General features: G+C 37.6%; 7 protein-coding genes and 1 tRNA gene. 2 read left to right on the top strand and 6 right to left on the bottom strand.

Going from position 1 to position 14803, the window contains the following annotated elements:
* Nucleotides 1-359: 359 nt before the first annotated feature.
* The 5 genes from V4P54_RS04285 to V4P54_RS04265 form a co-directional block, all read right to left on the bottom strand.
* Nucleotides 360-433, bottom strand: a tRNA-Gln gene (locus tag V4P54_RS04285).
* Between the two features lie 83 nt (nucleotides 434-516).
* A complete protein-coding gene (locus tag V4P54_RS04280) occupies nucleotides 517-1275 on the bottom strand; it encodes an iron ABC transporter ATP-binding protein (RefSeq protein ID WP_455476809.1) in 759 nt (252 codons plus the stop codon).
* Complete coding sequence (locus tag V4P54_RS04275) at nucleotides 1272-2219, bottom strand: iron chelate uptake ABC transporter family permease subunit (protein WP_455476808.1); 948 nt, start codon at nucleotides 2217-2219, stop codon at nucleotides 1272-1274. Before V4P54_RS04275 ends, V4P54_RS04280 begins: the two co-directional genes overlap by 4 nt.
* The gene (locus tag V4P54_RS04270) at nucleotides 2212-3168 is read right to left on the bottom strand and encodes an ABC transporter permease (protein ID WP_455476807.1); all 957 of its coding nucleotides are present in this window, start codon (nucleotides 3166-3168) and stop codon (nucleotides 2212-2214) included. The genes V4P54_RS04275 and V4P54_RS04270 overlap by 8 nt, the downstream gene beginning before the upstream one ends.
* A gap of 98 nt (nucleotides 3169-3266) precedes the next feature.
* Complete coding sequence (locus V4P54_RS04265; protein ID WP_455477685.1) at nucleotides 3267-4208, bottom strand: siderophore ABC transporter substrate-binding protein; 942 nt, start codon at nucleotides 4206-4208, stop codon at nucleotides 3267-3269.
* 221 nt (nucleotides 4209-4429) lie between these two features.
* On the opposite strand from V4P54_RS04265, the gene V4P54_RS04260 reads away from it, so the two are divergent.
* Both V4P54_RS04260 and V4P54_RS04255 read left to right on the top strand, forming a co-directional pair.
* Entirely contained in the window at nucleotides 4430-10174 is a 5745-nt protein-coding gene (locus tag V4P54_RS04260) for an autotransporter outer membrane beta-barrel domain-containing protein (protein ID WP_455476806.1), read from the top strand.
* Nucleotides 10175-10692: 518 nt separating this feature from the next.
* Complete coding sequence (locus V4P54_RS04255) at nucleotides 10693-13764, top strand: autotransporter family protein (protein ID WP_455476805.1); 3072 nt, start codon at nucleotides 10693-10695, stop codon at nucleotides 13762-13764.
* A 182-nt stretch (nucleotides 13765-13946) separates the two neighbouring features.
* Here V4P54_RS04255 and V4P54_RS04250 read toward each other — a convergent pair whose 3' ends face one another.
* Nucleotides 13947-14690, bottom strand: a complete 744-nt coding sequence (locus V4P54_RS04250) for a creatininase family protein (protein WP_455476804.1) — start codon at nucleotides 14688-14690, stop codon at nucleotides 13947-13949.
* Between the last annotated feature and the right edge of the window lie 113 nt (nucleotides 14691-14803).

Raw genomic sequence — 14803 nt, 5'->3', positions numbered from 1 at the left:
TAATAGCGTGAGACTTAGAGGGTATTACACTATTATGTATTTTTGTAAAGCTTCAAAACGAAATATACGTACTTTTGTGTCAATTTTATAAATGTCAATAAAAAGATTTGAAATTGTTATAAAAATATACCATAAAAACTGACTTCATAAAATTTTTTAGACATAATATAAACATATTGAATTTAATTATAGTCATACAAATAATGATAATTTAATATCCTAAAAGTGTATATTTTTTAGGATATTTCTTTTCTAGTGTTTTAGATTGGATATGGCAACCTGAGAACTATTGTAATACCATTTTGAATTGTGATTGCCAAAGTAAGTCGTTATACTGCTTAGTAGTAAAATCTAAAGTTTGGCTGGGGAACCTGGATTCGAACCAAGATTAACGGAGTCAGAGTCCGCTGTTCTACCATTAAACTATTCCCCAATGAGCAGATTTTGCTACTTTTAGCAGATTTTACTACACACGCAAGCTCAAAAAAAGTTATTGTAGTTGTTGATTATAGAAATTTATTGATAATAAAAAGCGATTGGGATACCATCAATCGTTTTGATTTGGATATCTGTATCGTAAATATCTTTAAGAATTTTTGGCTTCATAATTTCTTTTGGGGTTCCACAATAAGCTGCTTTGCCATTTTTTAGTGCAACGATAAGATCTGAATAAGATGACGCGAAATTGATGTCATGCATGACAATAAGAATGGTTTTTTTTAGTTCATCTGCTGTGCGGCGTAGCTGTTTCATCATGGAAACAGAATGTTTTATATCAAGGTTGTTCAATGGTTCGTCTAACAGCAAATAATCTGTATTCTGACAGATTACCATTGCGATGAAAGCTCTCTGACGCTGCCCTCCAGAAAGATTATCCAAAAATTGGTGTTTCAGATCTTGCAGGTTAAGATATTGAAGTGCACTGTTAATAAATTGTTTATCTTCGTTGTTATAACGACCCTTTGAATAAGGATAGCGTCCAAAACTTACTAGATCATGGACTGTAAGACGAACGGATAAAGGATTATCTTGGCGCAGAAGTGAGAGTTTTTGTGCTAAGGTGTCATGTGGCATTGTACAAATGTCAAAACCGTCGATATTAATTGTATTTTTATGACATGGTAATAAACGCCTTATCGTCATTAGAAGAGTTGATTTTCCTGAACCATTTGGCCCAATGAGAGAAATAATGCCTCCCTTTGGAAGATGGAGACACAAATTATCGATGACTATTCTAGTTCCATAAGATTTAGAAAGGTGATTAATTTCAATCATTTTAATCTTCCCTTCATCAATAAAATTAGAAAGACGGTTCCACCACAGAATTCAATAATAAAGCTTAAACGTCCTGCCATGTTAAAAATCTGTTCTAGAATAAATTGTCCACCAATTAAGAAAATGATGGCTAATAATATCGCAATCGGAATAACAATACTGTGTTTCGCTTGAGGCGAAAGTTCGTAGGAAAGGTTGGCAATTAGTAATCCAAAAAAGGTGACTGGTCCTACAAGTGCTGTAGAAACTGACACGAGAATAGAAATAAAAATAAGAATGGCTGTAGCGCTTTTGTGGTAATTAACTCCAAGATTGATGGCAGTTTCGCGTCCAAGAGCCAGAATATCAAGCACGTTTCGTAAACGCCAACCAATCATACTAACAATAAAGACAATAATTGCAGCGGTGCTTATTAATGATGCGTTAAATTTGTTAAAATTTGCGAACATAATGTCTGTTAAATTCATCATTTGATCTGGGTTTAGTTGCAATTGCATAAACATGCGTAAGCTGAAAAAAAATCCGCCCATAACAACACCAATTAACAGAGTCAAATGAAGTTCTTTTGTATTTCCTGAGAATAGCCAGCGAAAAAGACTTATTGAAAAGACAATGAGGACAAGTGCTTCAAGAATCATCTGTCCTGCTTCAGGTAAAAAAGGTAAAGAGAGAGAACCAAGAAAATAAATTGTGATGGTTTTAATTAAAATGTAAAGCTGGTCGAGTCCCATAATAGATGGAGTTAGCAGGCGATTATTAACAGTTGTTTGAAATAAAATAGTAGAAACAGTTATTGCGTAAGACACGAGAAGAAGAGAAACAAGTTTTATTAGGCGAAATCTCCACGTGTAAATATTTACATTCCATGTCATATAAAGGCTTATTGTAATGCATGCCGTTATAATCAGGATCGTTAGTACAAGAATTGTTTTTTTTTTATCCAAACTGTTTTCTCCAGTGCAAAAGAAGTGTGATAAAAATAAAACTACCAATAATTCCCATCATAGTGCTTATAGGTATTTCAAGAGAATTGTGAATTATTCTTCCTAAGAGGTCGCAAATTAATACAAGTCCCGCACCACTGATTGCTACCCAAGGGGCAGTGTTGCGCATGTTGTCGCCTATGAAATTTGAAACAATGTTTGGAATAATTAGTCCGACGAAGGGAATTTTCCCAACTGTACAAACTACAACGGCAGTAATTGATGCAACAATAAAAAGGCCAAGGAACATGACGGTACGGTAATTAAGCCCAAGATTGTTGGTTAAATCTTCTCCAAGACCTGCTACCGTGAAACGATCAGCGGTTATATACGCAAGAATACATAGGGGAATAGACAGCCATAAAAGTTCGTATTTTCCTTTAAGAACCATAGTAAAACTGCCGAATAAATAGGCTTGAAGAGAAGGAAGAAGCATTTCATAGTCAGCAATGGCATTGGTTAAGGATCCAAGAATGTATCCTAACATAATTCCTGTGAGTGGCACAATAAGAACAGATTTTAGTGGAATTTGTCGTAATAAAAACATAAAGAGCAATGTTCCCATCAGAGCAAAGATTGCAGCAATAACCATTTTCCCTAAAACAGGGATATCAGGATAAAAAATCATAACAAAAAGAATGCCAAGAGATCCAGATTCAACGGTTCCAGAAGTTGATGGTTCGACAAAACGATTACGTGTAAGCAACTGCATAATCATGCCTGAAAGTGCTAGTACTGTACCCACCAAGAGTATTGCAATCGTACGAGGGATGCGTATTTGCCACAAAACAAGCCACGCACGTGGATCACCCGATAGTAGCTTAAAAGGTGTTACATCTGAATAACCAACAAAAACACTAAGAATAGACAACAAAGTCAAAATTATTATGGCTATCCAGTAATTTTTCACGTTGAATCATTTTCTACGAAAGTTAAAAAGTAGAGGTTTTTATAATCAACCTCTACTCGTAAATTTTATTTTTACAAAAAGCAAGTTATTCTGTGAAATTATTTATTTTTTGTAAACGCTTCATTGAGTTGTTGAGCTGCTTCGTGAAGTCCAGTCAAACTTCCTCCTGCTCGATACCAGCTCCAAGAGTTTAGGTAAATGATTTGGTTTTGTTTCCCGGCTATAGTGCGTCGAACAAGCTCGTTATTGAGTATTTGTTCTGCAGATTCTCCTTCTCTTCCTATGGCTGCATCCCTGTCAATGACAAATAACCAATCAGGGTTGGTTTCAAGGATGAATTCGGGAGAAATGATCTGTCCATGTTTTTCAACAGTTAATTTATCCGTTGCGGGGATAATGCCAAATTTGGAATGGATAATATCAAATCGTGACTTTGGACCAAAAGCACTGATTTTCCCACCAGAGGTCATCAGAATAAGGCCTTTCCCTTTTCCTTTAGCGTTTTTGCGAACTTCTGCTAAATTTTCATTGATTTGTGCAATTTCTTTTTCTGCTTCCTTTTCTTTGCCAAAAATTTTCCCTAAAATGGTTAAATTACGTTCAATATCTTCAAAAGGGGTTTGATTTCCTACTGTTAAATCAATAGTTGGAGCGATTTTGGATAAATCCTTATATTTGCTTTGAGTCCGTGAAGAGATAATAATGAGATCAGGTTGAATAGTGGCAATTTTCTCATAATTTGGTTCAAAAAGTGTACCAACAGTTTCATATTTTGCATCATCAAATTTTTGTAAGTATGAGGGTTTTTTCCCCTCTGGGACGCCAGCAACTGCTTCAATGCCGAGGCGATTCATATTGTCAAGGGATGCGAGGTCAAATACAACGACTTTTTTGGGAGAGGTTGGGACAGAGGTGGTACCTGAAACGTGATTAACGTTCACATTCACGTTTGCGTTAATACTCACACTTGCCCATGCAAATGTTGCAAAGCTTATTGTAACAACCAGAATGGAGACTGCCCATTTCAGATATTTTTTCATCATTTATTTCATCCTTTAATTTAACTCATTAGTTTAGCTCAAAATTTATGAGAGGTGTATTTATTTTAAAAACCTAACTTAGGCCTTTATGCACATAATGATGTTTTAATAAACAACATTATGTTGTAAAGTTGTTTAACATATGTTATAAACCGACTGTATCACTCTCTATTTATTTTGGCGATTTTGCAAGATTTATTTTTTTGGGAAAGTTTAAACATATGGTTAACATATTTAAAAAGCGTACGCATTTGTGTGTCATTACAACGAGTGTTCTCTTCTTTTTGCAGGGGATGGACGTCTGTATGGGATCAGCAGAGAATTCTAGTAATGCTGTGGAATCTACTGTGTGTGCTATCAAAACTGGTGGGGATTTTTTTTGTAATGACGGCAGTGCACGTAGGATAGAAGGAAAGACTTTTAATATAAGTAAAAAAGATGGGCGTGCTATTTATGTAAAAGGGAAGAGCTTGTCTCCTGTTGTATCTTGGGTAGAAGAGCACCCTACTGTAGTGCATTCTACAACAATGATCCCACTACCTGCGTCAGGTTTAACTTCTGTAAAAAAGCAAAAACCATTTGATTGGAGAATGAATGGGAAGAGTGGAAAAACGTATCTTTACGCAGATGGTGTAAATATTGTTGGTCCGGGTTTTGATAATGATACGATCGGCTGGAGTGATGATGATGAAGGACCTGTGAGTGCTGTAGTTGCTGATGGTGATGCGAGGATTCTTTTTGCAAGTTCTTCAAAAAGTAATTCACAGAGAGTTGATATCAGATCAGGATCCTTTATTCGTTCTTTTGGTGTGGGTCTTAAGGCTCAAGGAGGTGGGGGAATTGCAATGTTTGGTGGGGCCATTAATACTCATTATATGGGCGCTGTAGCTGATTATGATTCATATGTTTACTTAGATAATACGAGGGTTAGTCTAGAGGGAGAGTTTGCTGTTGCTGGGTTGCAGGCTTTGGGTGGAGATATGGTTGTAGATGGTGGGGCAGTTAGTTTTTCGGATGATAGTGTAGGTGTTTCTGTGTCTGCGGGAGGGAGAGCTGATTTAAAAAATGTTAGTATTACTAGGAGGACGCCTGAAGAATCTGGGGGATCTGTGATCAGGCTTACCAATCGTGGAGCGGTTTTTGAGGTGAATGGGAAGGGGAAAATTGATTTCTTCAATGGCAGTGTTATCGTTGCTGATAGTAGGGGTATTTGGATCAAAGATGAGGATGATAGAGAAATTCCTTATCCTTCGATCAAAAGTGGAGGAAGCGTTTCTGTTGAAAGTCTAGTTAATATCAGAAATTCAGGTATTACAATAGAAGGCGATAAATCTTACGGTATAGACTTTGATGGGTGGTCACAAAGTTTTTATGCTGAGGAAGATTTTAATTCTTCAAGAAGTGCAGAGGTTACTAAAGGAGATTCTCGAAGGGAAAGATTTGTAGGGGGGAAAATGGTTTTGTTAAATGATACAAATTTTGTTGTTCCAGATGGTACAGCTATCTATTCTAAGGATTTAAGTGGTTCAGTTGTTTTAAGAAATTCGTTTCTTGTTGGTGATTTGTTGTTTAGGTCTGAGGGTAATTCTACTTTAGGAATTTTTGTTGATTCTTCTGAAATTAGAGGGGGAGGGCGTGTCAGTGGTAATTCCCTTGCTAAACTTTATTTATCAAACGGATCGCTATGGTCTTTAGTAAAATCTACGAGCAAAAGCCAGCAAACTCAAAACCAAAAATGCTTTGATGCATGCATTTCATCTGTAGTTCTTGAAGATAGTACTATTCAATTTTTACCTACATTACCCGAGTCTGCTTCAAGAAGCGATATTAACAGCAGTTTATACCAGACACTCCGTATTGGAAATGGAAAGGGAGAAGTTTATAGGGCATCTGGTAATTCTTGGATTCATCTTAATGCATATCCAGATGTTGGGAATCCGGCAGAAAGTCAAGTTTCTGATAGGCTTTTGATTTATGGTAATGTTTCTGGAAAGACTAATGTTTATGTGCACGATATTTTACACGGTGTGCGATCAGAAGCTGTAGGAGAAGTAGATGCATCTTCAAAGGTTGCTCGAAGTTTTTCAATTATTCAAGTTCATGGAAGTGTGGAGAGAGATTCTTTTAGGTTGAACGGTGAGTATGTTACGTTAGGAGGAAAGCCTTATCAATATGTTCTTCGTTTATACGGTCCAACAACACCTCCGAGGACGGAATATTTTGATTCTACGTTGCTTACAAAATCAAAGGAATTTTGGGATTTTCGTTTAGAGAGTAAGAGTGTTTCTCCTGAGGTAGCAGGGGCATATACTCCCTATGTTGAATCTTCAGATCCTTATGTATGGCATAATGCTCTTTTGAAGATAACTTCTCGTTTAGGCTCTAGTCCGCAGAATAATAATTATTCACGACTTAGTTCTAGGGATTTTGAGCTTGAGAATGGCAATAATTCCGACAGATCTGCGTCAGTTAATTCTCAACAAGCTAGCGGTCGTGTTATGCTTGATCCTGCATCTGGTGTCACCACAGATTCTCAAAATTCTCCTGTTGTTGTGGGATCTGTGATGGGAAATGTGCCTCAGCTCTCGAGAGTAAATAGTCTTGGTGAAGTATCTAGTACGACTATTGTTTCTTCAGGAGAGGATGATTCTCCTTATTTGGATGTAGATGGTCTGGATCATGCTATTGGGGAAGGGTATCCTCTTGGTGTTGATTATGCAGATTATTATGAGGAAGATGCTGATGTTGCTGAAACAGAGGATGGTCTGGTTGATGAGATGAGTTCTTTGTCAGGAAGATCTGAGGTGTCTGCTGTTGTATCTCCTGTTCTTCCTGCTTCAGGTGCATCCATTGCGCGTGGAAGTATTGCGCCTAAAAAGGACATGTCTGTGGTTACTGCATCTAGGACAGATGTAACAATAAAGCAGCGCAAGCCTGTTGCACGCGTTCTATCTGTTGTATCTACGGATCCAAATTTGCTTGCAGTTTCATCTAGTGCGGGTACTGGGAGAGAGAATCCTTTTCTTAGGTGTGACGTCGGTAGTGAGGATAGATTATCCGTACCTTATTGGTGTCAGGATGGTCAAGTACATGAAATACGAGAACGTTTGTTTGAGGTAAGAGATTCCAATAAGTCTCCTGTTCATGCCAGTGGGGGTGGTACTAGTGTTCGTGCAGAGAGTGTAACGATAGTTGGTGGGGTTCTTCCTAATGAAGGAGGTGGTGAGTCTCATTTATTATCTTCATTTCCGTTGCTCCCTTTAGGTTCTGCGGCCGCACTTGCAACGCAAGGTGGAGAACTTATTTTAGAAAATAAATCATCTATTCGTTCTGCGTTGGTTGGGCTTGAGGCTCAAGCCGGTGGAAATATAAAGATGATTGATGGAAAGATTAATGTCCGTTCTGTAGGTGCTTTTGCAGGATCTGGTTCGTCTATTCATCTAAAGAATACTGATATCGTTACAGATGGATCTTTGGCTATGGCTGGTCTAGTTAGTGATGGTGGTACCGTGGAGATGCACTCTGGATCTATATCATCTCCAAGTGGGGTTGGAGTCCGGTCTGAGTTTGGTGGTAATGTTATGTTAGATAACGTAAAGATTACTGCAAAAAGTGCGGTTGTTGACGGTCAACAAAAAGGAGCAAGCAGGCGGAGAGGTAAGGATCGTGGACGTGCTGCTTTCTTTGTAAATAATGGTGGATCTATTGATTTTGGTCACGGGTCTGTTGTTACGGATGCTAATGGTATTTGGCTAATGGGTATTAAAGATGCTGTTGAGGTATCTGCTTCTAGAAGAGCAAGACATGTTCAGAACCCTTCTTCTTCTAATCCAGCTCACATTAATTTTACCGCTAATAAAGCTAACCGTGCTAATATCGAATTTTCGGATATTACAGTAGAAGGAAGCGAAGCTTATGGTATATATTTCGATGAAGCAGGATGGAGAAGAACAAATAGGAGAAATCAAAATAGAGTTTTAGGATCGGCTAATTCAGACTCATTACATATGAGCGTTGAAGGCGAAAATCCTTCTCAATCGAGGAGGATTGCTAAGCGTGGATATCAGCTTACACAAGATGGAAGGTCTATCTCTCCTGTAGGAACAGTTTCATTGAAGGAAACTTCCTTTAAAGTTCCGGATAGTATAGCTATCTACGGTGATAATTCCAGAGGGAATGTTTCATTAGAAAGAAAAACGACTCTTTTGGGAGATTTGCTATTAAAAGCTGAAAATAGCTCCGATTTATTGGTTTTTGTTAATAATTCTACGGTGATAGGTGGAGTTCGTATTGATGAAGACTCTCGTGCTCGTTTTGAGTTACTCAATAGAGCAGAATGGATCCTAAAAAAGAGTAAGAAAAGTTGGTCATCTTCAGGGGTGGAGTGTCTGGATTCATGTATCTCATCTATAAGTCTTGGAGATAGTAGCAGTATTACATTTGAGTCTTCACTTGTTGATAATCAGTATCAAACTCTTCGCATAGGAAGGGGTGATGGTGAAGTTTATACGGCACTTGGCAATAATGTGTTCATTACTTTAAATGCGCGTTTGGGTGCAGGAGAATCAGATGATTCTCAAATGACCGATAGAGTTTTAATTCATGGTAATGTTTCTGGAAAAACCATAGTCAATGTAAATGCTATCCCGTTAAGCCCAGAAAGAATCAGCAGGGATGATAAAGTTGCTCATAGTGTTTCTATCATTCAGGTCTATGGAAATGCAGAAAAAGATTCCTTTCAGTTGAATGGTGGTTATGTTGCACTAGCAGGAGCACCTTATCAATACACTCTTCGTTCTTATGGACCACAAGCAACTTCAAAAGGAGATCATGTCAGCCAGAAATTTATGCAGGATGGTGAGAATTTCTGGAATTTTCGCTTAGAGAATAAGCATGTTAAAGTGACCAAAGATGCATATACATCTGTTGTTTCTAAGCGTAATTCTTCTGGTCGCGGGTCTTCGTCGTCTGAGTCTGCTATCCGTCCTCATAGGATAATAAAGGCTGTTGTTCCACAAGTTCCGACTTATTTACTCTTACCAAATGCAGCGTTCCACGCTGGTTTGATGGATGTTAATAATCAAAACAAACAGCTAGAGGCTATGCGGTTCACTTCTAGTGGAATGTTGGAAGTTCAGGAAAATCCTGCTGTATTTTTGCGTGGCTATCGTGGTGATTATCGTTATTCCTCAGACTTGTCTGCAGCTGAGTATGGTTTCGGAGGAGATCTCGGTTATAATTCTGTAGAGGCTGGTGCTTTGTTAACCACAATTGAAAGTGATTATAGTGCTACTTCCTTTGGGGTTATGGGTTCTTATGGAAAGCTTTCTCTGCAACCTCTTGATGTTGATCAGAGCAAAGAAAGCACATTCGATAAATGGTCTGTTACAGCGTATGGTAGTTTTCAGCATGATGCAGGTTTTTATGCCGATGGTCTTGTATCCTACGGTGTTTTAAAGGGTGATGTTCTTACTCGTGTACGGGGCAAAGCTGCAACATTGAAAGGACGTCCTCTTAGTGTTTCGTTGACTGGTGGTAAGGCACTTTCAACAGGATATGAAAATCTTATTTTTGATCCGCAGATTCAAGTTGTTTACCAACATCTCCAGTTTGATAAGACACGCGATATCGATAATATTGATGTCGAACTTGGCAAGCTTGACCAGTGGGTAGTGCGTGTTGGTGGACGTTTGACAAAATCTCCTGTTGAATTTGACGATGCGCGTTCTGTTGCATTTTATGGAAAGCTTCATTTTGCTCATAGTTTAGGAAAAAAACAGTCGGTTCGTTTTTCAGATGAGTTTAAGTTAGGTTCTTTGGGTTCTTCTCTAGAAGCTGGGTTAGGCGTCAATGTAAAATTGCTTCCGAAGTTTACAGTTCATGGTGATTTCTTGTATCAACACAAGATCAATAAGGCTGGTTTTTCCGGTGCTACTTTCTCTGGTGGATTGCGCTACCAATTTTAAAGAATATACAACACAAACTTTGACATAAAGGCAGCATGTTATGCTGCCTTTTTTGTAGTATTTTGTATTTTTGTTCTGACAAAAAGGACCATAAACGATATTTCATTTTTTAAATTTGTGTGTAAAATATCCGATATGGGATCATTTTCCCTTATCGTAGAGCAAATTTCTTCAAATTTGTTGATGTTAATTGTCTGATAAATTTGTTGTTTGTTTTGGCTGCTTAAAAAGCTTTTAGTGGTTATAGAAGCATGTTGCAATTTTAATTGCACATGCTGTTTTTATTTTTGCTTTACACATAATACATAATGTACTATACACGTATAGATTGTATTTAATGATTATTCTCTTATAGGTATCCATTTGTGTTCTTTATAGACTTTTTACCGAGTTTGTTTGGGTAATTCATTATATCAATCAGATGAGCAGTCAGTGCGTCCTTTTTCTTTGCGTGTGAGGATGTTTAAGTGGGTGCTTTGGGTTTTTAACGAGAGGGGAAGGAAAGTTTTGATAGAGCTATGATTAAAGTGTTTAAAAATCATATACGTTTATGTACTTTTACAACAGCCATTCTCTCTTTGATCCAAAATGGTACAGGAATTTGCGCGAGTTTTCAGGAAGAGGGGAATACCAACTATGTTTTTAGTGATGTTGGTTTTGAAGATTATAGCAATCGCAGTAGAAGGCGGGCAAGGCCTCAAGGCTATGATATTATCATTGGTGATGTTTTCATAGGTCCTGTAGACTATAATAGAGATGGTAGAGGCTATGAAATTACATATGATAGCTTAAATAGTGATGGGGATCGAGTCGTTGGCCGTCACGGACCAAGTGTTGGTTTTGCTCCAGAGCCGCCGAAATTGTCGTACAGAACGTATTATTTATGCAGGAGGTGCATAAGCAGCATGATTGACAATCAGTCTTATAGGATTACTGCTAATAATACAGATTCATCTTTTCAAGATATTGTTGCTGTAGCGGTACAGGGATCAGGTAAAGCTATTGGAGAGAAAATTACGAGAGTTACGGGAAATAATGTCACAATTTCTAGTGAGCATGTGAGAGCGGTTTTTAGATATGGGGTGCTTGTAACAGATAACGGAGAGATTTCTCTGACGAATTTAAATCTTAATGATGCATCAACAGCTCTTCATGCGGATCAAGGAAAAATTAAAGTAAATAAAGGGTCTATTGGGAGAAGTGGAAGCGCTGTTCGGGCAATAGGAGATTTATCACATGTTGTTTTGAATGGTGTGAAGTTTAATACTGATGGTGGAAGGGAAAGCTTTTATAGTCATAGTCGTGCAAAAATTGAGGTGAAGGGTGGATCCATTGATTTTAAAAAAAGTCATGGGGTTTCTGTCGCATCAGGGGGGCAAGCAATTTTTGATGATGTTATCATTACCGGAAATGGTGCTGCGGAAAATCCAAAAAATCACGCGATTTTTTTTCTGGATAAAGACGGAGCTATTTCTTTTAAGGGAACTATTAATTCTACCAATTTGCATGGCATATTGGTAGGAAATACGGTGGATGATCCTAATTCAATTTTATCGCAACTTATGCCATTACAGGAGAATTTGGGAACGGATATTCCTGAGTTTGCTAAGATTGATATTAAGTCTTCTTTTGTTACAATATCTGGTGATAAATCTCACGGTATATATTTTTTAGGAGAGAAATCTTCGGAAAAACGAGAAGAAAAAACTCCTACTAAAATTGATTCTGTTAGTTTAGAAAGTACAATATTTTCTGTTCCGAGTGGTGTAGCTATTTATGGTTCTGGTGGTACTAATGGTTCTGTTGCCTTGTCAAAAAGTACCCTTAGTTCGCGGCATTCTTTATTAGAAGCTAAAAATGGTGCTTCCTTGTTGGTTCTAGCTTCTTCTTCTACCCTTGAAGGGGGAGTTCATGTTGATGAAGCTTCCAATGCTAAATTCCATTTGATAGATAATTCAACATGGATTTTGCAACAGCGGAGGTCGCACGAGTCTAATCCTCTGAAGGATTTATCCATTTCAGCAGTGAGTCTTGAGAACAGTTCTATTAATTTTAAAAAATTAAAATCTGCGCCTGCTTATATTTACCAAACACTGCGCATTGGAAGGGGAGAAGGGGAAGTTTATAAAGTTCAGGAAGGGGCACGGATCTATCTTAACACATTTTTAAATTCAGGAGGAAATCTTGATAATCAAAAAACAGATCGTGTTTTGATTTATGGTGATGTTTCTGGAGAAACTATGATTCGTATACGAAATGTCGATGAAAGCCAAGGAGAATCTACAGGAAATAGTGGTAATGATAAAGGTATCTCAATTATTCAAGTTTCTGGAAACGCAGCTGAAAATTCTTTTCAGCTAGAAGATGGCTATGTTGCAATAGGAAACTCACCTTATCAGTATAAGCTTTATGCTTACGGTCCAAATTCTAAGTTAGGAAAAGCAAGTTCTGATCAGAGATTAGTTGACGGGAGAGGGGAATTTTGGGATTTCCGTCTTGAAAGTGGACATATAGATGGTTCTGTTCCAAAACCTCCCCGTCCTGATAAAGAACCTGAGCCAATACCACCATCCCCCGATCATAAGCCTGATCCAAGTCCTGATCATCGTCCCGATTCAGGAATTAAAGATGTTGTTCCTCAGGTTCCAACTTATCTTCTTTTACCAAATTCTTTGTTTCAGGCTGGTTTGATGCGTGTTAACCATCAAGGTAAACGGTTAGAAACTTTGCGAATTGCTTCTGGTCAATTTTTGAAAAGCGATGAAAATTCTTCTCTGTTTTTGCGTGGTTATGGTGGTAATTACCGTTATTCTTCAAATCTTTCTGCGCTAAAATATGGTTATGGCGGTGACATTGATTACAGTGCTGTAGATGTAGGTATTTCACTACAAACAATAGAAAGTGAGTATAATACTGCTTTTTTTGGGGTTATAGGATCTTACGAGAGGCTTTCTTTACAACCTTTGGATGTTAAATATAGTCAAGAAAGTGTGTTTAATAAATGGTCAATTACAGCTTATGGGGGAATGCAATATAAAACAGGCTTTTATGTTGATGGTCTTTTTTCTTATGGTTTTTTTAAGGGTGATGTTCTTACTCGTGCTCGGGGTAAGACAGCTACATTGAAAGGGAAGGCCTTAGACGTCTCGTTGACTATTGGTGAAGAGCTAATAACGAAATATGATGGTCTTATTTTTGATCCGCATGTTCAAGTTGTTTATCAGCGTTTGCAGTTTGATAACGCACGCGACATTGACGGATTTGATATTAAGATGGGAAGTCCTGATCAATGGACGGTTCGTACTGGTGGGCGTTTAGCAAAGACATTGGCTGGAACTGAAGAAGCGCACGTCGTTTCCTTGTATGGCAAGCTGTATCTTACTAACAATTTTGCGGAAAAGCAATTTGTGCATTTTAAACATGCTTTTCAATTGGGTACTTTTGGTTCTTCCCTAGAAGCTGGATTAGGTTTCAATGCTCAGTTATCCAAAAAGTTTGCCCTTTATGGTGATCTTATTTATCAGCACAAACTAACAAAGGCTGGTTTTTCTGGAACAAGTTTTTTGGGTGGACTACGCTATAATTTTTAGTTTAGCTATATTTTGTCAATCTTTTAAAAAAGCTGCAGGAATAAGAGCTTGTGGCTTTTTTCATTTTCAGATCTTATGAAATAGCGATTTGGTATCATTGAATCACTTTAAGAAAAGCAGTTTTTGTTTTTGCGTTCTGGGATTGTGAGAATTGTCATAAGAAATATCGGATCTTGCTTCTTTTATTGCAATGAATTTATATCAAATTTTTTAATGTCATCAAGTAAATCATGAAGTCCACACAGAACATGAGAAAAAATTTTTTTACCTGCATGTTCTGTTGCTTCATTCGCATTTCCTACTGCACCATGCGAATTCAGATCACGCATCATCCATCCAAAGATATGAGATCCATAAGCACGTAAATATTTATAGTTAGCAATCATATCAGCTTGCTTATTATAAAATTTTCTTGCTTTTTTCATGTGCACTTTTTGTGGTGCTAAATAAAGCATTAAGGAAGTTTCTATAAATCCTCCATGAATATCAAGATGATATTGGGATGGATTCATTAAACCTTGTGGTAAGCCAAAACGAGTCCAGCTTGTCGCTACAGCAAGCATTGAAAATCGTCTTCGTAATTCCGTAATGACAATATTCATGAGAGGTGAGTTGCCTCCGTGAGCATTGAGAAGAAGAAAACGTTTAATACCTTTATCAAAACAGTTTTTTCCAATATTGATCCACCGTTCTGTAGCTTCAAAAAAGGTGAGTGTTTTTGTGTTAGCTGTATCCATATGTTCTACTGAATAGCCAACCTTTTCAACAGGTAAAAGTGTAATATGAAATTGCTCTTTTGCGTGCAAAGTAAGTTCTTTTGCAAATGCTTCGGCAATAATCCAATCAGTTTCAAGGGGGAGATGTTCTCCGTGGTACTCGTATGCACCTAGGGGCAAAATAGCAAGGGACGGTCTATTTTGCATCATAAGTTTGTTGTCCTTAGCCGATAAGTCAATAAATACGGAGTAGTTTAAGTATTTTAAAACCGCATCTTAATAATCATAATTTATATGAATAAAAAATGCAAATAAGAATAGTT

The sequence above is a fragment of the Bartonella sp. B41 genome (genome assembly GCF_053795765.1).
This window is presented reverse-complemented; position numbering and strand designations above follow the sequence as displayed.